This window comes from Paenibacillus sp. 01L418 (assembly GCF_056400045.1).
Map to the genome: position 1 here is coordinate 1 of NZ_JBFTSN010000043.1, position 20,594 is coordinate 20,594.

The following is a 20,594-nucleotide window of genomic DNA, read 5'->3' on the forward strand; positions in this document are numbered from 1 at the left end:
GAATTAACTGTTAGTCAATTAAGTGAAGTCCATTCTTTAGAAGAAATGCTGCCAAAAGTATTAATGGGTGCAACAGCAGTGCTCGTTGATGGAATTGATGAAATTATTATCATTGGCACTGCAAGGAGCAAATCTCGAAATATTGAGGAACCAATCTCTGAGGCATTAGTTAGAGGGCCGAGAGCAGGCTTTAATGAGAACTTATCCGACAATACTGCGATTCTAAGAAGACATGGTGAAAATGCCAGCCTATCATTCATGAGCATGCATGTTGGCACACGTGCTAAGAAGCAGCTCATCATTGCTTATATTAAAGATATTGTTGATCCTGAATTAGTTGAAAAGGTCAGGAGCAGGGTAAGCAAGATCGATATTGATAATTTACCCGAATCAGGATACGTTGAGCAGCTGATTGAGGATAATTTTTTGAGTCCATTTCCACAGGTGCAGAGTACGGAAAGGCCCGATCGGGTCATTGGCGCATTGATGGAAGGCAGGGTTGCCATTCTGCTTGACGGTACCCCTTTTGCGTTGATTGCACCTGTTACATTTAGCATGCTTCTGCAATCACCGGAGGATTATTATGAGCGTTGGATGGTTGGCACACTGCTCAGAATGCTGCGTTTTCTTGCCGCTTTGATCGCGTTATTGACACCAGCGATGTACATTTCTTTCATATCGTTTCATCCAGGCCTAATACCAACTAAATTGGCTATTTCTATCGTTGGTGCTAGGGAAGGTGTGCCTTTTTCATCTCTTGTTGAAGCGCTCATTATGGAGGTAGCGATAGAAATATTGCGAGAGGCGGGGCTTCGACTGCCTAAACCAATTGGACCGGCCATGGGAATCGTAGGAGGTTTGATTATTGGTGAAGCGGCTGTTCGAGCTGGTATCGTGAGTCCGATTTTGGTTATTGTCGTTGCGGTTACTGCGATATCGTCGTTTGCAATACCACAATACAATGCTGGGATAGCACTAAGAATGCTGCGTTTTGCTGCTATGTTCTGCGCTGCTGCATTCGGTATGTATGGCGTAATTTTGTTTTCCTTAATGTTATGCGCACATATCGTCAAACTTAAGAGTTTTGGCGTACCCTATGCGAGCCCAGCAGTTCCGTACCGTATTAAAGATTGGAAAGACTTTATTGTTCGCATGCCGATATTTATGATGAAAAAACGACCTGAAATGCTGAAGCCGAAAGACAATACACGCACGAAGAATTGAATTTGGAAGAAGGCATTATATGAAAAAGATGTCCAATGATCGTATTACAACCGTTCAAACCGCTGTGATCATTTCAAACTTTATGCTGGGTTCAGGAATTCTTACGTTGCCTAGAGCTTCTGTTGAAAAAGTAGGGACACCAGATGTATGGATATCGGTACTGATCGGGGGAACGGTTGCCTTATTAGTAGGCGTGTTTATGGCTGCATTGGCAAAATTACATATCAATCAAACGGTATACCAGTTTACTCAGAAGCTTCTCGGAAAATGGATAGGAGGCATAATTGGCATCGCGTTTGTTATTTATTTTTTCATGACAGCTGCTTATCAGGTGCGTGTTTTATCTGAGGTTACGGAATTTTTCCTGCTGGAAGGAACGCCTCCATGGGTCATTGTCATGGTTTTTATTTGGGTTAGCTTCTATTTGATGACCAGCGGCAYTAATCCCATTGCGAGGTTATTTGAGGTCATTTTGCCGATAACAATCGTTATTTACGTATTAGTCATGTTAATGTCTTTACGGATATTCGAAATCGATCATTTGCGGCCTGTATTAGGGCAAGGAATCATGCCTCCTCTCAGGGGGGTCCAAACAACCTCACTGTCCTTTCTAGGCGTAGAAATTATATTGATTTTAACTGCATTTATGGATAATCCGAAAAAATCGGTAAAAGCAGTCGTCTATGGCACAGCGATTCCGTTCTTTATTTATTTGCTGACCGTAATTATTGTAGTTGGCGGGCTATCGATAGATGTTGTCATTACACGGACGTGGCCAACACTCGATCTTGTACGCAGCTTTGAGCTTTCTGGACTAATATTTGAAAGGTTTGAATCGTTTTTCCTTGTCATTTGGATTATGCAAATCTATTCTTCTTTTGTCATTACGTATTATGCTGCAGCCTTGGGATTGTCACAAGTATTCAAAGCAAAAATGATGAAATGCTTATATTTCTTACTGCCCATTGTATTTCTAGTTTCCACGCTTCCAAAAAATACGAGCGCTTTGTTTGTATACGGCAGCTTGCTAGGCAATACCGCTCTTTATTTGTTTGTCTCTATGACCATCATATTGTTTGGTATGACGAAGTGGAAAAAAAGGAGTGTAAAATGATGAAGATCCACAGCAACAGTCGGGGACGATTTATATTAGCATGCCTATGCACGCTAACGCTGCTTGTCCAAACGGGTTGTTGGAGCAAGGATGAGATTGAGGATCTTGGGCTATATGTCGGAATAGCGCTTGATGTTGCCAGCAAAACGGAAATTGAGAAAAAAATGGATAAGCTGAGTACCTCTAATCGGAAAAAGGATCTGATCACCTACACGCTGCAAATTATAGATAAACAATCAGAGGGGAAAGACGGTGAATCTTCAGGTGTTGTAACAGCTAAACCTTATATAAATGTTTCGGAGACAGGAGATTCACTTTTTGAAATGGTTAGAGGATTTTCTGCACGAATGGAGCGGCCTGTCATCGGTCATCATTTGAAGGTGATCGTTATAAATGAGATGTTGTCTCGAAAATACAGCATGAATAATCTCCTTAGCTTTATGTTGAGGGATAATAATATTCGGCCGAATAGCTTAATTGTCATGAGCAGCGGCATGGCTAGAGATGTATTTGAATCAAAAGGTACTAACATTATACCTTCGTTCCGTGTAATTGAGATGATCGGTAATCGTTATCGTACATTGAAGATCATACCTCCGATGTCGCTTATTGCAGTAGAGGGTAAAATGCATGCAAAGTCCAGCTATTTACTCCAAAATATTGTTGCTGCTGAAGGCGAGATTGAATTTTCAGGTGCAGCCGTTATTAAGGGGAAAACCCAAAAGTTCAAAGGACTGTTATCGGAGGAAGAATTGTTAGGCATAATGTGGTTGACTGGCAAAGGCAAAGGCGGGTTAGTAAAAAGCTATGATCCTGAAACGAAGCAGGTCATTGCCTATGAGATCAAAACGCTTAAAAGTAAAATAATTTCACAGGTCAAGAATGGAAAAATTAGTTTTCACGTAAATATAGAATCGGATGGTCGACTAATTGAAGAGTGGTTAATTGACAACGAGCCTCTGGATCATAAATTTGTAACCAAAGCTGTACATTCATCAGAGAAGGAAGTAGGCCGACTCGTGAATAGAGCCTTACATAAAATTCAAAAGGAATATAAAACAGACGTCATGGGTTTCGGTACTAAACTAAGCATATCGCATCCAAAAGTATGGCAAAAGGTTAAAGAGGATTGGGATGAAGAATTCAGTCGCATTCCGATTACGTATAGCATTAAACTAGCTATTACGGATACAGGAGCAAAACGGAAGCATTGATCGCTATTTTTATCGAAAAAATCATCATTTCTGCGGATAAAAAACTGCGTGAAATACATATTTCACGCAGTTTGCTTTTATATCAACTTTTAAGCTATCATAATAGAGTAATGGTCACTTAAATAGAGTGTGAAAATAGGTTTTTTATGGAGGATTTGCTTGCGAATGGGACAACATGAGGTGACGGATAGCTATGGCTTGGAAATGGACTTATTTTCGATTTGGATGAAAAATAAAGGGATGACCAAGTCCACACATCAAGCCTACATAAATGATGTTCGTTTTTTTCTACAGACGGTACATCCAACAGAAACAAAACATATTACGAAAATGGATATTATGCGCTACATGGCCGTTTGCCGTGAGAAGGGGGCAGGGGATGAGGCGCGCAATCGCAAGCTTTCTTCTTTGCGTTCATTTTTTAAAGCGTTGAACGAGATGGAGCATTTGGAAGGCAATCCTGCTGCACTTATCGCAAAGTCCAAGCAGGAGAAAAATCGTATTCCGGTTTACTTGGAAGAAAATGAACTCGAAGCGCTTCTGCAAGCCATACAGGGGAAATATTATATTCGCAATGTCGCAATTGTTTTATTAATGTCCTATGCCGGTCTTCGCGTCGGTGAGGTACACCGGATGAATGTACAGGATTTTAGGCAGGATGGATCGATTCATATTCTCGGGAAAGGGCGTAAATGGCGAGTTATCCCTTTGCCGGATGCACTGCAGCATGTATTGAATGAGGCGCTTGCTGAGCGCAAGGAATCCAGGCAGGGTAAGGAGCAGCCGTTTTTTGTATCGCAGTTTGGACGAAGATTATCTATACGAATGATACAGACCGTCGCTGATGAAACGATCAAGCTGCTAAAGGAGACGATGYCTGCACTTGCGGATAAAAGGCTATCGAGCCATAAGCTACGGCATTCATTTGCAACGATGCAAATTCGCAGCGGTACAGACATACGAACCTTGCAAGAGCTGCTTGGGCACGCGAGTATTGAAACAACACAAATTTACACGCATATTGATAATAAACAGCTTCGAAATGCGATGAACAACATTTCCAGTAAAATCCCAATGAAATTTCAGAATAAGGATACATAATAATAATTATGTAAACAAATATTGAAATTATAAAATAATGCAGCAAAAAAAGCTGATGTCAGGTACATGTAGTATCTGACATCAGCTTTTTATATTAGTGGACGCTAGCTGCAACCAGCTTGCGTCTTTCTTCACGTTCTTCTGGCAGCAAACGAGGGCAGGTATAACATTTCACACCATCAACACGACAATCGTACATACAGCATGAAGAGCGAAGAACGATTTGTGGACCTCCAGGTGACCACGGATCATCGATATACCGAGGTTTGTGAACAAAAGGGTTCCGTTTCCGATTAAATACCTCAGCAGGCAGACCGAGAATGACCTCAAGATCGCGCTGTACAATTGTCAACAGTGACTGATCGTTCATATTATTTTTCAGAAAATCAATCACACCCTGCAGTTGTCCACCGACCTGGTTCCAGATCATGGYGGATTTCACATCGGCACTTATGGCTACAGCTTCGACGATATCGTTAATCTCATCCGTAAAGCTAGTTCGAAAGGCATTCTCTAAAAACTGCTTTCTTTCTTGTTCTTCGGTTGGCACATCTGTCCAGCGAAGCTCATTAATTTTGAAGCCCAGATGGGCATGATCATCGTGTTTCTCAAGCTGATAAGTTAAATTATGTAGCGATAAATCCAAATAACGGTTGTATTGGGCAACAAAAAATAGATTCGTTATGCACAGATTAAAGAAGGACATGCCTACAAAGGAAGCAGCTAGTTGCATGCCCGTTGCTTGCACCATTTCTCCGGCTTTTATAAGTGTTGCATGAGCAGTTTCTTTATCATAAAAGCTGATCGCTGGCAGCTCAAGCAAGGGATGAGCTGCACCTTTCGGAGAAATGTGAAAATATGTTTCTACAAGTGTAAAGTCCATATCATGTGCCATGTATTTGTGCCCCATTTCGGTTTCTCAAAATATACTTATAGAGTAGGTATACTCGATAATGATTATCATTATTCCACTCTATAAGTATAGGAGGGGGCTAGCGGACTGTCAATATTAATGGCTCTACAATTGCTTTAACTCGGTTAAGCCCTTCCCACATATCTCCTGGGCCATCGTATATGAGAACATAAGCACCCTTAAACCCAACTCGTTCAACCTCAGTAAGATAGGGGACTAGCTCGTCCTTATCAGGGACACCGGCATCATCATAGGTAGGCTTAACATGAACTGAGACGCTTAGTGGTGCCGTATCGCCAATTTCACTGATTTTGTCCGCGCTATGATAGTTGCCGAAGTCGGTTATAAAGCCTACTGCTTTACCCGCATGCGCAAGCAGCTTAAGACTGCTTTCCGATGTCGACGTAAGCGCTTTGAAATTTTCAGTTATAACATGAACATTTCTAGAAGCAGCATATTCAGCTAGCTCGGACAAGGAGGAAGCGGACAATTCAATGGCAGCATCATCACTAGGTGAAGCTTCACCAGCAATGACACGAATTTGTTTAGCTCCACTTTGTGAAGCAATATCGATCCAATTCTGAATGAAACTAAGATCTGCTGTTCTTTTAGCCGCATCAACTGTTGTTATGTCGCCATAGTCGAGCAGCAAGGTATCAAACTTAATCGCAGCATTTTCGAAAGAGAGGCGAAGCTGCTCAAGATAAGCCGGTTCAGTTGAAGGAAAATGAAAATGGCAAACTTCAAGCGCTTGATAACCTCTAGCAGCTGCTTCAGCTGGAAGGTCTAGCAAAGTCGTAAGCTGCGGTTGTTCTTGTACACGCGTTTGATGAGTATTCGTTTCGTTATCCCATACCGTCCAGTGAAGAGGTCCAAGATTACGATGTAAGCTCCATGTGCTAATTGATAGATATGACACTATATATCCCGCCTTTACTATATTATTTAATCCTAAGGCTAGCATAGCACGCAGCAAGCCGAAAAAAAGCTTCGCTTTTGGCATATTACTCCTCTAGTTGGTCATTTTTGTGGGATATTGAAGTGAAAGAATGAATGCTCTTCAGAATAAATTCATATTTATCCTCGCTTTATCCGCACAATTTCTTGTTAGCATGAGGAAAAGAAGCGAGGGAGTGACCAACAATCATGGGAATAAAACAATCGTTAAAGGAAAAATGTTTGTTTCTGTATAAGTTTTTATATAAGCCTATGGAAATCGGCAGTGTCATGCCGAGCTCCAAGTATTTGGCCCAAAAGATGGTCGAGAGCATCCCATGGCATGAGGTACTAGCGGCAGCGGAGCTTGGTGCTGGCACCGGTGCGATTACAAAGCAAATTCAGGAAGCTGCTCATCAACAAACGAAAGTTTTGCTTTTTGAGACAGATCCGTATATGTTAAAAACATTGAAAGAAAATTACCCAAATTTTTTATGTTATGAGAACACGACAAACTTGCAAGCAGCCTTACAGCAAGAAGGGATTGAGCAATTGGACTGTGTCATTAGCGGCTTGCCTTTTTTCAATTTCCATCAGACACTGAGGGATATACTGATCGCGCAAATAGTAAACTCCTTAAAGGATGATGGATGGTTTGTTGCCTTTCAGTATTCGCAGCAAATGAAGAAGCAATTAAGTTTACATTTTCATATTGAAAAGATTATTTTTGTACCTATCAATGTTCCGCCTGCTTTCGTCTACGTTTGTAGAAAAAAATAGCCTTTATAAGCATATCGCAGAACTTCATTAAAGGAGGTAAACAAGTGAGCAGGACGATTTTGGTTGTTGACGATGATCCGGAAATTCGTGATATTCTACACATCTATTTAAGGAATGAAGGATATCGTGTAGTGGAAGCTGTCGATGGACAGCATGCAGTTGAGGTTGTCAACCGCGAACCCGTTCATTTGATTATTCTGGACGTTATGATGCCCAAATGGGATGGGATTAAAGCTTGCCTCAAAATTAGAGAGGAACACGATGTCCCCATTATTATGCTTTCTGCAAAGGGCGAAGATATCGATAAAATTACAGGTCTATCCACAGGGGCTGATGATTATGTTACAAAACCGTTTAATCCATTGGAGCTGCTGGCACGAGTCAAAGCACAGCTGCGAAGGCAAACCTTGACGGTCCAGGCGGTGAGTGCTTCAAACGAAATTACGATAGATGCGCTTATCATCAATAAGGATCAGCATTTGGTTACAGTAAAAGGCCAAGAAATAGCGCTAACACCTATCGAATTTGCAATATTGCTGCTGCTCGCATCGCACAGGGGGCAAGTCTTTAATATCGATAAAATTTATCAGAACGTATGGAAGGATCAATCCGCCTTTTACTCCGAAAATACGGTCATGGTTCATATCCGCAATATTCGAGAGAAAATCGAAGAAAACCCTAGGGAACCGAGATATATAAAAACGGTATGGGGAGTGGGCTATAAGATTGAAAAATAATGTGAGCAGTATGCTAATGGGACTGCGCAGCATTCGTGGTCTTATGCTGTGGGTGCCCGTCCTAAGTTTCATCATTGCCGTGGTTTTTATCGTAGGAATGGATCATTTTACTCGAACACAATTTGGGTTTATACTCAATAATTTCATATCGTTGCCTTTATTTTTCGGTATATTTATTTTTTTCTTCTTTGTTTTTACGCGTGGTGTGGTCAGTTATTTCAAAGAAATAACGTATGGGCTAATCAAAATAGCCGGTGGGGATCTGGAATACCGCGTTCCGTTAACAAGGCAGGATCAACTGGGTATCGTTGCTCAAAATATTAACCATATGGCTCAGCAGCTGCAAACACAGCTAGAGCGAGAACGAATGCTCGAACAGTCGAAGATGGAGCTAATCACACATGTTTCGCATGATTTGCGGACTCCGCTTACCAGCATTATCGGCTATTTGGATTTATTGAAATCACATGCCTCTCAAGATCCAAGTGAACAAGAGCGATTTATAGACAATGCTTTCCACAAGACGCAGCAGCTTAAGAAATTGATCGATGATTTGTTTGAATATACACGACTGACTGGCGGAGATCACAACTTCATTAAGCAATCCGTAGATATCAACAAACTAGTAGAGCAGCTTATTATTGAATTTGAGCCTGTTGCTGCCGAGCAGGGAATCATTGTGGTGAAAAGCTTTTGTGCAAGACCGGTCTGTGTCGAGAGTGATACGCAGAAAATAGTGAGAGCTATTGACAATCTTTTAATCAATGCGCTCAAATATTCGATCAAACCGAGTGTGATGACGGTAAAAGCAACTGCCTCGAACGATATATTTCGGTTAACCATTGAAAATGAAGGAGTACCGATTAATCCTCATGAGGAAGCGCAATTGTTTGATCGTTTTTTCAAGCGGGAGTCGAATGATATTCGCAGCTCTATGCCAGCTGGTACAGGTCTTGGACTTACCATTGCCAAACAAATAGTAGAGATGCATGGAGGAGAAATCGGCGTTGTTCATGACAACGGCCATTATATTTTTTGGATTGAAATACCGATAAGTTTTGGCTAATTAGCAAATTAGCATTATAATAAACATAGAGGCTGAATAGTCGCAGTTTTATAGAGATTTCTTTATGGAAGGAAAGAGAAAGATGGAAACAAAACGGATTACGACAGATGAGCAATTGGAAGAGGCGTACCTGATTCGAAAAACAGTCTTCGTCAAAGAGCAAGGTGTTGCGGAGGAAGTAGAGCTTGATGAATACGATGCAATTGCTGATCATGTTCTTGTATATTACGAGAATGTACCTGTTGGAACGGGCAGAGTGCGGATCGTCGATGATATGGCAAAAATAGAGCGGATTTGCGTATTGGCTTCACACCGCATGCATAAACTCGGCAAAGCAATTATGGACGAGCTTGAGTTGATCGCACGTGAAAAGGGGCTTAAGAAAGCGAAGCTGCATGGACAAGTTCAAGCAGCAGCTTTTTATGAGAAGCAAGGTTATGAAGTAGCATCCACCATCTTTATGGAAGAGAATATCCCGCATGTTAAGATGGTTAAAGATTTATCACATTAAATAAAAAGAATGAAGAGAGCCTGCTCATTAAACTGGTACCCATACACTGGACACTTTGAAAAAAGGGTTTAGTGTATGGGTACCTTTTTTTGTATACTAGAGTGAACAGCGGGGGCGATCGTATGAGTAAAAAACACTTTAATCAACAGGAACAAGAACAGTTAGCTAATAACCCATATGTCTTACGAGTCAGCGAAAAATCGATTACGTATGCTAATGAATTCAAACGTGTGTTCATTGACCAGTATGTGTCGGGACGAACTCCGAGGGAGATTTTTGAAACCAGTGGATTTCAAGTGGAGATCCTCGGGATGAAGCGGATCGAACAATGTGCAGATCGTTGGAAGAAAGCGTACGAAAAAGATGGGATTACGGGACTTGCGGACTCGAGAAAAGAAGCGGTTCTACGTCCATCAAAGCGAGATTTATCTCCTGAAGAGATCATTGCCAGGCAGGATGCAAAGATTAGGCTTTTGGAAGCTCAACTGGCATACGTAAAAAAGTTAGACTGGAACGAAAGGAGGCTAACAGCAAACGGAAAGATCCTAAATCCGAGTGATTGTTTTAACCTTATTCAGGAAGCCGTTCAACAAGGTTTGGGGCGAATGACACGTTATCTTTGTCAACTGCTTGACGTGTCACGCTCTGGCTTTTATAACTATCTTCACTCTGCTGACAAGCGTCAGGAGCGTACGTTAGCGGATGAGCAAGCAGGTGCACTTATCAAGAAAGCCTTTCATCGAAGAGGTTATAAAAAAGGCTCCCGATCCATTAAGATGACGCTCCAGAGCGAATATGACACCTGTTACAATCTAAAGCGAATTCAAAGGCTAATGAAAAAATTCGACCTCGTTTGTCCTCATCGAAAACCTAACCCGTATCGACTTATGACCAAAGCTACACTCGAACACCGCACGCTCCCAAATAAGCTGCAGAGGGACTTTAAGAAAGGAATCCCAGGCCTTGTTTTACTCACGGATATCACCTATCTTCCGTATGGAAAATCACAGACGGCTTATTTGTCGACCATTTTGGACGCCTCTACAGGGGAACTTCTAGCCCGAAATCTCTCCGTATCCCTCCAACTGCCTTTAGTCACAAACACCATTGAATCATTAATGAAACAGAAGCGCGTAAAACTTCATAAGAAGGTCTTTATCCATTCCGATCAAGGGAGCCATTACACGAGCCCTACCTACCAGAAATTATTGAAGAGTAAGGGACTTGGACAATCGATGTCACGTCGTGGAAACTGTTGGGATAATGCACCTCAGGAGTCCTTCTTCGGTCATATGAAAGATCATGTGAAGAGCCAAGACTGTACAACCTTGGCTGAATTAGAACGAGAAATTAATCGCTATATTCGTTATTACAATCATCATAGATATCAGTGGAAACAAAAAAGGATGACTCCTGTTCAGTACAGGAATCATCTCTTAAGTGTGGCTTAGTGCTCTTTTCTTTTCAAAGTGTCCTTGTCTAAGGGGTCAGTTTACCTGATCAGATCAGGGGCCATCCTCTTTTTCGTGTTTTATTCGAGCATTCATTACCGCTGAAATAACTCGATTCGCTCACCGTCAGGTCCGCTTACAAAAAAGTACTGGTATCCGTTCGGAAGTACAGTGATGCCCTCATCGATAAAGGTTACTTCAAGCTGCTTTAAACGTTCAAATTCCGCATGGACATCCGTTACTGTCACTGCAAAATGATGCACCTTGCCTTCACTTGGAAGGTTGTCATTATAGCCTTGAATTAATTCTAATTCGGTTTCATCGGAACCGCCAAAGCCAAGAAAGGCAAGCTCAATAATTCCATTCGTATGAGGCGTTCTTCCTTTAAGCTCAAAGCCAATAATTTCAGTATAAAAAGAAATAGAAGCATTAATATCTTTTACCATAACGCCAACATGATCAATACGTCTTTTAGTCATTGTTTTTATTTCCTTCCTAATCGGGAATATGGAATTTTATCGCAATAATGAATGCTTTTTATCATAAGGAGATGGAAAACAGTTGTCAAGTCATAATTGTCGAGCGGTAGTTAAGCAGCTGGTTCATTTTGAAAAAAATGGGTTGACTTTCATGCAGACACAATTATAATTATGTTAGTTCCGAGTAATCAGGTAGGAATRATTAAGTAAAGGAGGTTCGCTTGTTGGATAAGAGAAAATTAGGCAATAGCGAGCTTTATCCATCCGTTATCGGGTTCGGAGCTTGGGCTGCTGGGAAAGCAGGCTGGGGAGAAGTCGATGATAACGAGATTGAGGCTGTCATTCGTCGTGCGTATGAACAGGGGATCACCTTCTATGACACCGCTCCATCCTATGGGCTGGGACATTCCGAGAAAGTGCTTGGTAAAGTGCTGCAGCCCGTAAGGGAGCATGTCATTATCGCAACAAAAGCTGGCCTCATCTGGAACGATCAAGGGCAGTTTAGTATAAATGTATCCAAAGCAAATATAATTCGTGAGGTAGAGGAGAGCCTGCGGCGATTAAATACGGACTATATTGATTTGTATCAAGTACATTTTCCCGATCCCAGCGGCAAAACACCGATTGAAGAGACGTTTGAAACGTTAAATCAACTCGTCGTTGAAGGAAAAATCAGAAATATCGGCGTTTCAAACTTTAACGTTCAGCAATTAGTTGCAGCACAATCCGTTAGCAATATTGTATCTTTGCAGCTGCCCTATAACTTGTTCCAGCGCGATGTTGAACATGCAGCGTTACCCTATGCGAAGCAGCAAAAAATCGGTTTTATTCCTTATAGTCCGCTAGCTCAGGGGTTGTTGACGGGGAAATTTAATTATTTGACAAGGCTGCCCAAAACGGATGTTCGCGCGCAGCTTAATCCTTTATTTTCGGATAAACAATTTATAAAAAACATTGTCATCATCGAAACCTTTACTGGAATTGCTAGAGCCATCGAGAAACCATTAAGCCAGGTAGCTATCAACTGGTTATTGTATAAGCAGGAAATAACGAGCGTGATCGCTGGTGCGAAGACGGTTAAGCAGCTGGAGGAAAATACGGCTGCAACCAAATGGCGTCTATCCAGAGAAGATTATGAGCAAATAAGCCGTTTGTTTGAAACGGATTCATCTTATGTCATTTGATAAACATAGAATGCTGCTCTTATATTCATTTTCTAAATAGTAAATTCCCAAAAGAAAAGGCAGTAGCCCCGTGAGAGGCTGCTGCCTATTTCATTTACCTCTAGCTGATCGTTTGCTTGGAGGATGGTGATGACTCGCCTTTCGCGTTTTCAGAGGTTATATAGAAGGAACCTGTGATAAGCGGCGCAACATACTCAAAGCTTGTTTCCAAGGTCGATCCGATCTTGGAATATTGACCATCGTTGTTTGCACTGTAGTAAATATTATATTGCGTTACTTGGTCTGACACACTGTTAGCCGCCCAAGTTAATCGTACGCTTAGATCTGTTTTCGCAGCCTGCAAGCCAGTAGGTGTGGAAGGTGCTGTTGTTGTGCCAGAACCATTTCCACTTCCATTTCCGCTTGAGTTGTCTCCACCTGTTGTCGGTGGAGGGGTACTCGGTGTGCTGCCATATTGTACTATTTGACTAGGTGCTGACTCTTTGCCGACTACATCAACTGCTGTTACGTAATAAGTGTAGTTTTGAGCATTGGATGCATAAACCTTCATACGTTTGTCTGCACCGACAACAATGGATTCCCCTTGCTTCTCATAAGGCCCTTGATTAACCGAACGGTACACGCGGTAACCAACGACATCAGCAGCAGTACTATCATTAAATGTCAATATAAGCACGCCATCCGACGATTGCAGCTTAACGCTTGCCGGAGGCGGTGGAGCTGCTCCATCATCAACGCGAGGGTCTGGTTTAGACGGCGCGTTGTTTTCTGCATCAGCAGGAAGGTAAATATCAAGTGGACGACGACTGCTAGCCGGAAGTTTCTGCTGTGCTGCCTTAATTTCATCCATAAGAACATCCAGTGGTTTTTTACGTTTAATAACGATTTGTTCCTTAATCATATCGCTAGGAGTAGCTGGGTTCGGAACATAGTTAACGCCATTGAAGGAAATATAAGCCATCTTCACGAGCGCGTCATCTGTTTTCTTAGGTATATCCTTCTTGTTAAACCAGTCAGTAACAAGCATGCCTGCTTGCTTCGTTAATTGACTTGGAAGCAAGCCGCTTGCGCTTGACACCGTAGCTTTGACAATGCCGGATGGACGTTCAAATTCTTTAGTTACAAAAACTTCCGGCTTCTTCTCGGCCATCTTATTCATAATGAGTGCCCAGATGGAACGAGCACGCGTTTTGCCGACCTCGGATAGGGAGTTGACTTGTTCCTCATAACCGGCCCACACGCCTAGCGTAATATCTGGCGAGAAGCCCATAAACCACACGTCACCGTAGCTTTGAGTGGATCCTGTTTTACCGGCAATAGGAATTTCACCGTATTTATCGAATTGTGATTTCAATTTGTTAGCAGATCCGCTTTTGCTTGAAATAACAGTCGACAGCATATCCGTCATCAAGAAGGCACTCTGCTCCGAGAACACTCGTGTTGGTTCCTGTTTGTGTTCATATACAATCTTTCCGTTTGCATCTGTAATTTTTTGAATCATATAAGCATCATTGAAAACGCCTTTGTTCGGAATCGAGCCGTATGCATTCGTAAGCTCTTCAACCGATACGCCGATGCTTAGACCGCCAATTACACCGGTTTGTGCATAAGCATCTTGCGGCTGCAGCGTTGTAATGCCTAGCTTTTTAACGAACTCCCAAGCATTTTCAATTTTGACTTCCTCATTGAAAATTTTCAGAGCAGGCAAGTTCAAGGAACGGTTTAATGCCTCACGCGCCGTTACTAGACCCGCGAACTTACGGTTTACGTTCATTGGGATATGGAAACCCTTCTGGCCATCTTTCAGGACAATTGGAGCATCGTCAATTATGCTCGCGGGCTGAATGATCCCCATTTCAATAGCTGGAAGGTAAGCCGCCAATGTTTTCATCGTTGATCCTGGCTGCCTTGTCATCTGAGTGGCATAGTTTAATTGCTCCTCATAGAAGTCTCGGCCTTCAAGCATTCCCACGATAGCGCCAGTTTTGTGATCGAGCATGATCGCTGCAATCTGCTCCAGCCCTTTTTTCTCGCTGTATGGCGTGAAATTCTCATCATTAGTGCCAATCTCACGCATGAGCTGGTAGACATCCTTGTCGATAGTTGTATAGACATGGTAGCCGCCGCGCAGCAAATGATCGCGAGCTTCCTCAATAAGCGGAGCATTTTCTTTTTTGCGAAGGTCTGCTTTTGTTAAAGTAGAATCCTGCGCCATGAGCATAATTTCCGCTGCTTGACGTTCTGCTTCAAGCATGAGATAAGGATAGGTTGTATAGGCTTTTTCTTTTGGCTTAGCCAGCGTTTTCCTAATATCGAATTTGGACGCTTCGTCGTACTCTTGCTGAGTAATCCGCCCAGTCTCGAACATTCGCTTCAAAACTGTTTTTTGACGTCCAAGCGCGAGTTCAAAGCCCGCCTCATTGAATTGACCTTTACCTGTGAACGCTGTATAGGCAGAAGGCCTTTGCGGTAGACCTGCCAAATAGGCAGACTGCGCGATATTCAGCTGGTTTAGATCCGAAATATCAAATATCCCTTTGGCAGCTGCTTTAATGCCGAACAAATTATACCCGCTGGAACCATTTCCGAACGGAACCTTATTCAAATAAGCTGCTAAAATTTCTTCTTTCGTTAAATAACGTTCCATTCGCAGCGATAAAAATATTTCTTTAATTTTACGGCTATCTGTTTTGTCCAAACTTAGAAATACACGTCGCGCAAGCTGCTGAGTAAGCGTACTTCCGCCCGTTTGCGTATCTTCATTTAGAAGCTTTTGCTTTACTGCACGTCCAAGGCCGTTAATGTCTACGCCGTGATGCTCCAAAAAGTTATTGTCCTCAATGCCAAGTACGGCAGTAATAACCTGCGGCGGTAAATCATCATATGTAATAATCATTCGGTCCTCTGACGTTCTTAGCTGTCCGACAAGTGAATCATCATTGAAGTAAACAAATCCAGTGATGGCATTTTCGCCGATCTTCTCTACAATAACAGATCGAGGTCTTACGGTTTCGTCCTTCACAAGTGCGGCCACATAACCAGTTACTGCTCCACCGGCAAGCAATCCGATGAAGATTCCGAAATATACCATCCATTTAGCTGTTATAAAAGTTACGATTCCAAATGTACGCCATTTGCTTCTTTTGTTTGGCGCAGGTTGACGATCTTCTTGCATTTCTATGACTCCTCCTCCAAATAGCACACCTATTATAACATAAATCGCTAAAGTAACGCATTCTTTCCTTGCATTGACTTCACAGCATGGCTATGGTATAAATTCAATAATGTTTTATCTAATCAATGCTTTGAAGGGCATGAGTAGACAGCGAATCGTACTTTCAGAGAGCCGGTGGGTGGTGGAAACCGGTATGCGCCGCTTGTTGAATTACCGCCTGGAGCTAAGTGAAGGAACCGTATACTGACAATCCTCTGCACATTTTGGCAAAAAAGCCTGTGGGGCAGTCGAATCAGCCGTAGTAGTTCACTTCGGAGCCCGTCTCCGTTATCAACAACGAAGTGAGAGTACCTCTTTTTTATGTGAAAAAAGGCAGGAGTACTCTAACGAGGGTGGTACCGCGAGCTAATCCTTCTCGTCCCTTGGGGCTGGAAGGATTTTTTATGTCTATATAGACGCATACAAAGGAGGAAAAGTTCTATGGTGAAGTGGGAAAGTTTAAGTGGCGAGCAGAAAAGTGAGGTCGAGCGTCAGCTGGCTGTCATTCGCCGCGGTGTTGTGGAGATTGTACCTGAGGATGATTTGAAAAATAAAATAGCGAATGCTGTCGCAACAGGAAAGCCATTAAATGTAAAGCTAGGACTTGATCCTTCAGCGCCAGACATTCATATCGGCCATACGGTTGTTCTTCACAAGCTTCGTCAATTTCAGGAACTCGGTCATCAGATTCAGCTGATTATCGGTGATTTTACAGGCAGAATTGGTGATCCAACGGGCAAATCGGAAACGAGGAAGCAGTTGACGGAAGAAGATGTGAAGCGGAATGCGGAAACATACCAAAAACAAATTTACAAAATATTAGATCCACAGCAAACAAAGCTCTACTACAACTCGCAATGGCTTGCACCGCTTAACTTTGCGGATGTTGTAAATCTAGCCGGGAAAGTAACGGTTGCACGCATGATGGAGCGTGATGATTTCACAAAGCGGTACACAAGCGGCTTGCCGATCAGCATTCATGAGTTTTTCTACCCGCTGATGCAGGGGTACGATTCCATAGCTCTTGATTCCGATGTGGAGCTAGGAGGCACGGATCAGACATTTAACCTGTTAATGGGCAGAACCTTGCAGAAGGAATATAATAAACCAGGCCAAATTGTAATTACGACTCCTTTGATCGAAGGGTTGGACGGCGTAAATAAAATGAGCAAAAGCTTGGGCAATTACATCGGTATAGATGAAGAGCCAAACCAAATCTACGGCAAATCGATGTCGATTCCCGATGAGCTTATGCTCAAATATTACGAGCTTGCTACCGATTTAAGCAACGAGGAGCTTGCGGCATTGAAAGCTGGACTGGCAGATGGATCTGTACATCCACGTGATGCGAAGATGCAGCTTGCAGCGACATTTGTACGAATGTACCATGGCGAAGAGGCAGCGAAAGCGTCAGAAAATCATTTTATTACCGTATTTCAACAACGTGCGCTACCTGATGATATCGAAGAGGTATCGATTGCTGCGGAACAATTGGAAGATGGCCAAATTCGCATCGTGAAGCTGCTCACTATGCTTGAATTGCTGCCAACGAGCAGTGAAGCGAGAAGAAGTGTTCAGCAAGGAGCTGTTCGTCTAAATGAAGAGAAGATAACTGATATTAATACGGATATTTCTCCTAAGGATGGCGACGTGCTTCAAGTTGGAAAACGTAAATTTATAAAAATTAAATTAACATAATTGGAATAATAGAGCTTGTTGAAATGATAAAATTCAACAAGTTCTATTTTTTTAGAAACAAAAGAGCGTTTTCAACGTATTAAATAACGGAAGCATTAACAGGTTATGGATACTAAGGGAGGAGGAGAGAGTTGGAGACGCTATTTATGTCTTGTCTAGTCGGAGGAATCCTTTATGCGCTCGTAAGTATTATTTTTGGGGATTTGATCGGGCAAGCACTCGATGGAGCACTCGATTTTTTATCCTTAGATGGTCATTCATGGCTGTCGCCGACTGCGCTAGTAGGCGGGATAACCACTTTTGGCGGAGCAGGGATCCTACTCGGACGCTACACTGCCTTTAGTTCAACAGCCATCGTGGTGATTGCCTTATTCATCGCACTTACAGCTGCAGTAGCTGTTTTCTTTCTCTACATTAAGCCGATGGAGCAAAGCGAGAATTCGATCGCTTTTTCGCTTAATGATTTGTCGGGTAAGCTCGGGGAGGTGCTGGTCCCCATTTCTGCGAAGGGCTATGGTGAAGTGATGGTTAAGGTGGGAGCTGGATTTACGAATCAAATTGCAGCTAGCTTTGAAGGCGTTGAAATTACAAGCGGCTCCAAGGTTGTCGTTGTTGAGGTAAGGGACAGCACTTTGTATGTATCGGAAGTAAATCTATCTTAATTAAAGCAGCATAAGGGGGAAATTCAATGGAAGATATTTATGTTATACCAGCTATTGTAGTTGGCGTTTTTGTTATATTAGGTCTTGCCTTCTGGGCGCGCTACAAAACAGTTAGTCCAGACGAAGCGATGCTCGTAACGGGATCATTTCTAGGCTCCCGAAATGCGAGCACGGATGAATCTGGGCGTAAAGTGAAAATCATTAGAGGCGGAGGCGCGTTTATTCTGCCGATATTCCAGAAGGCTGAGTTTCTATCGCTATTGTCCCATAAGCTGGATGTATCGACGCCGGAGGTATACACAGAGCAAGGCGTACCAGTCATGGCAGACGGTGTAGCGATCATTAAAATTGGCGGTGCGGTTGAAGATGTGGCGACGGCGGCAGAGCAGTTTCTAGGCAAGCCTACCGAAGCGCTCAAGGGTGAAGCGCAGGAAGTATTGGAAGGACATTTGCGCGCAATTCTTGGCTCAATGACAGTTGAAGAGGTATATCGCAACCGCGATAAATTTGCGCAAGAGGTGCAAGGGGTTGCAGCTAAGGATTTGAAGAAGATGGGTCTTCAAATCGTTTCCTTCACGATCAAGGATTTGCGCGATAAACATGGATATTTGGACGCGCTAGGTAAACCGCGAATTGCTGCAGTCAAAAGAGATGCTGAGATTGCGGAAGCTGAAGCGATTCGGGATGCTAGAATTCAGAAAGCACTCGCTGCTGAGGCCGGTCAAAAGGCTGAGCTAGTGCGCGATACCAACATTGCGGAAGCAGAGAAAGAAAAGGAAATGAAGGTCGCGACATTTAAACGTGATCAAGATACAGCAAGAGCAGAAGCGGATCAGGCTTATTCGATTCATGAAGCACGTGCTAAGCAAAACGTAGTCGAAGAGCAAATGAAGGTTGAACTCGTACGTAAAGAACGTGAGATCGATCTGGAAGGAAAAGAAATATTGCGTCGTGAGAAGCAGTATGATGCAGAAGTGAAGAAAAAAGCCGATGCAGACCGTTACGCAGTTGTACAAGCGGCGGAAGCGAACAAGGCGAAGCTTCTTAATGAAGCTGATGCTCTGCAATACCGTATTGAAGCGGAAGCCAAGGCACATGCTACCCAGAAACGTTTGGATGGTTTAGCTGTTGCAGAAGCAGAGAGAGCGAAAGGTACAGCGGAGGCAGACGTTATTCGTCTTCGCGGTTTAGCAGAAGCGGAAGCGAAAGAAAAGCTAGCTGAAGCTTTTGAGAAATTTGGAGAAGCTGCAATCCTTGATATTATCGTAAAAATGCTTCCTGAGCTGGCTGGCAAAATTGCCGATCCTATCGGCAACATTGATAAGCTTACTGTCGTTGATACAGGGAATGGCGAAGGGGCGGCTCGTATAAGCAATTATGTGACTTCATTAATGTCTACTGCTCCGGAGATGCTGAAGAGCGTATCGGGAATCGACGTGAATGCAATCATTAAAGGACTAACGAATAGAGGCGGTAATCTACCTGCAGTGCCTAGCAAGCCGGTTGATATTGCTGCTCCTGCTGTAATTAAGCTTCCTGAACAATAAAGTAAGGCAGTGTAAACAGAAAAAAACCTTGAACCAAATGGTTCAAGGTTTTTTTGTTTATTAACGGCTGTAGAATTCGACGATTTGTTTCTCGTCGATATCTTGGGAAAGCTCACCGCGGTCAGGCAGACGAAGGAATTTACCTTCCATTGCTTGATCGTTGAACTCCAAGTAGTTCGGAAGGTGATGACGACCTTCCATAGCTTCTTTAATTGTTCTAAGGCTGCGGCTGCGCTCGCGCAAACCGATTACATCGCCAAGAGAAACGCTGTAAGAAGCGATATCCACTTTCTTGCCGTTTACAGTTACGTGACCATGTGATACCAACTGACGAGCTCCTGCACGGGAGTTGGAAAGGCCAAGACGGTAAACGAGATTGTCAAGACGGCTTTCAAGGAGGCCCATGAAGTTTTCACCGGCTTTACCTTTCATTTTTGCCGCTTTGTCAAACAAGTTGCGGAATTGTTTTTCGTTCAAACCGTACATGTGACGAAGCTTTTGTTTCTCTTGCAATTGAACGCCGTAACCGCTCATTTTTCTGCGTTGGTTAGGGCCGTGTTGACCTGGTGGAAAAGCGCGTTTTGCAAGTTCTTTACCCGTTCCGCTCAAAGAGATTCCAAGGCGACGGCTTAGTTTAAATTTAGGTCCTGTATAACGTGACATACGTAATATTAACTCCTTCATCAAATAAATTTGTGAATGGGGTTGTGTTTCGCCGAATACGTTCAATGTTCGAGCAAGCTCGTCCCTGATAGGCTAGTCA

18 protein-coding genes and 1 other annotated feature are annotated in these 20,594 nt (G+C 42.9%); of the genes, 13 read left to right on the forward strand and 5 right to left on the reverse strand.

The genetic code is table 11. The annotated features are described in order from the left end of the window. The 4 genes from AC1DSE_RS08725 to AC1DSE_RS08740 form a co-directional block, all read left to right on the forward strand. Positions 1-1,224: spore germination protein (locus AC1DSE_RS08725; protein WP_477527593.1), on the forward strand; the 1,224-nt coding region annotated here is incomplete at its 5' end. Between the two features lie 19 nt (positions 1,225-1,243). Further along, positions 1,244-2,338, forward strand: a complete 1,095-nt coding sequence (locus AC1DSE_RS08730) for a spore germination protein (RefSeq protein WP_477527594.1) — start codon at positions 1,244-1,246, stop codon at positions 2,336-2,338. Further along, positions 2,335-3,552 (forward strand): Ger(x)C family spore germination protein, encoded by a 1,218-nt coding sequence (locus tag AC1DSE_RS08735; RefSeq protein WP_477511854.1) that lies wholly within the window; start codon positions 2,335-2,337, stop codon positions 3,550-3,552. Before AC1DSE_RS08730 ends, AC1DSE_RS08735 begins: the two co-directional genes overlap by 4 nt. 165 nt (positions 3,553-3,717) lie before the next feature. Next, a complete protein-coding gene (locus tag AC1DSE_RS08740) occupies positions 3,718-4,653 on the forward strand; it encodes a tyrosine-type recombinase/integrase (RefSeq protein ID WP_477527595.1) in 936 nt (311 codons plus the stop codon). 94 nt (positions 4,654-4,747) lie between these two features. Here the strand turns inward: AC1DSE_RS08740 and AC1DSE_RS08745 are convergent, their stop codons facing one another. Beyond that, a complete protein-coding gene (locus tag AC1DSE_RS08745) occupies positions 4,748-5,548 on the reverse strand; it encodes a (2Fe-2S)-binding protein (RefSeq protein ID WP_477527596.1) in 801 nt (266 codons plus the stop codon). Positions 5,549-5,645: 97 nt separating this feature from the next. Then, positions 5,646-6,485: a sugar phosphate isomerase/epimerase family protein gene (locus tag AC1DSE_RS08750; protein ID WP_477511857.1), complete on the reverse strand. Its 840-nt coding sequence runs from the start codon at positions 6,483-6,485 to the stop codon at positions 5,646-5,648. A 227-nt stretch (positions 6,486-6,712) separates the two neighbouring features. On the opposite strand from AC1DSE_RS08750, the gene AC1DSE_RS08755 reads away from it, so the two are divergent. The 5 genes from AC1DSE_RS08755 (at position 6,713) to AC1DSE_RS08775 (ending at position 11,047) form a co-directional block, all read left to right on the forward strand. Continuing rightward, on the forward strand, positions 6,713-7,282 hold the full coding sequence (locus AC1DSE_RS08755) for a class I SAM-dependent methyltransferase (RefSeq protein WP_477511858.1): 570 nt from the start codon (positions 6,713-6,715) through the stop codon (positions 7,280-7,282). A 44-nt stretch (positions 7,283-7,326) separates the two neighbouring features. Beyond that, positions 7,327-8,019, forward strand: coding sequence for a response regulator transcription factor (locus AC1DSE_RS08760; protein ID WP_477511859.1), 693 nt, complete (start codon positions 7,327-7,329; stop codon positions 8,017-8,019). Then, a complete protein-coding gene (locus AC1DSE_RS08765) occupies positions 8,009-9,085 on the forward strand; it encodes a HAMP domain-containing sensor histidine kinase (protein ID WP_477511860.1) in 1,077 nt (358 codons plus the stop codon). The genes AC1DSE_RS08760 and AC1DSE_RS08765 overlap by 11 nt, the downstream gene beginning before the upstream one ends. A gap of 82 nt (positions 9,086-9,167) precedes the next feature. Next, on the forward strand, positions 9,168-9,596 hold the full coding sequence (locus AC1DSE_RS08770; protein WP_339202589.1) for a GNAT family N-acetyltransferase: 429 nt from the start codon (positions 9,168-9,170) through the stop codon (positions 9,594-9,596). 122 nt (positions 9,597-9,718) lie between these two features. Then, positions 9,719-11,047, forward strand: coding sequence for an IS3 family transposase (locus AC1DSE_RS08775; protein WP_477511861.1), 1,329 nt, complete (start codon positions 9,719-9,721; stop codon positions 11,045-11,047). A gap of 95 nt (positions 11,048-11,142) precedes the next feature. Here AC1DSE_RS08775 and AC1DSE_RS08780 read toward each other — a convergent pair whose 3' ends face one another. Beyond that, positions 11,143-11,526 (reverse strand): VOC family protein, encoded by a 384-nt coding sequence (locus AC1DSE_RS08780; protein ID WP_477512360.1) that lies wholly within the window; start codon positions 11,524-11,526, stop codon positions 11,143-11,145. Between the two features lie 224 nt (positions 11,527-11,750). Between AC1DSE_RS08780 and AC1DSE_RS08785 the strand changes: the two genes are divergently transcribed. Continuing rightward, on the forward strand, positions 11,751-12,710 hold the full coding sequence (locus AC1DSE_RS08785) for an aldo/keto reductase (RefSeq protein WP_477512359.1): 960 nt from the start codon (positions 11,751-11,753) through the stop codon (positions 12,708-12,710). A gap of 100 nt (positions 12,711-12,810) precedes the next feature. Here AC1DSE_RS08785 and AC1DSE_RS08790 read toward each other — a convergent pair whose 3' ends face one another. Then, positions 12,811-15,885 (reverse strand): transglycosylase domain-containing protein, encoded by a 3,075-nt coding sequence (locus AC1DSE_RS08790; RefSeq protein WP_441886041.1) that lies wholly within the window; start codon positions 15,883-15,885, stop codon positions 12,811-12,813. 121 nt (positions 15,886-16,006) lie between these two features. Next, positions 16,007-16,311, forward strand: a binding site (T-box leader). A gap of 57 nt (positions 16,312-16,368) precedes the next feature. On the opposite strand from AC1DSE_RS08790, the gene tyrS reads away from it, so the two are divergent. From tyrS to AC1DSE_RS08805, 3 genes are all read left to right on the forward strand, one after another. Next, a complete protein-coding gene (gene tyrS, locus AC1DSE_RS08795) occupies positions 16,369-17,622 on the forward strand; it encodes a tyrosine--tRNA ligase (RefSeq protein ID WP_477512365.1) in 1,254 nt (417 codons plus the stop codon). Between the two features lie 131 nt (positions 17,623-17,753). Beyond that, entirely contained in the window at positions 17,754-18,284 is a 531-nt protein-coding gene (locus AC1DSE_RS08800) for an NfeD family membrane protein (protein ID WP_477512358.1), read from the forward strand. Between the two features lie 26 nt (positions 18,285-18,310). Then, positions 18,311-19,831 carry a flotillin family protein gene (locus tag AC1DSE_RS08805; RefSeq protein ID WP_477512357.1) on the forward strand — a complete coding sequence of 507 codons (1,521 nt, stop codon included), beginning with the start codon at positions 18,311-18,313 and terminating at the stop codon, positions 19,829-19,831. A 60-nt stretch (positions 19,832-19,891) separates the two neighbouring features. On the opposite strand, the gene rpsD is transcribed toward AC1DSE_RS08805, so the two are convergent. Further along, on the reverse strand, positions 19,892-20,494 hold the full coding sequence (gene rpsD / locus AC1DSE_RS08810) for a 30S ribosomal protein S4 (RefSeq protein WP_054028044.1): 603 nt from the start codon (positions 20,492-20,494) through the stop codon (positions 19,892-19,894). Between the last annotated feature and the right edge of the window lie 100 nt (positions 20,495-20,594).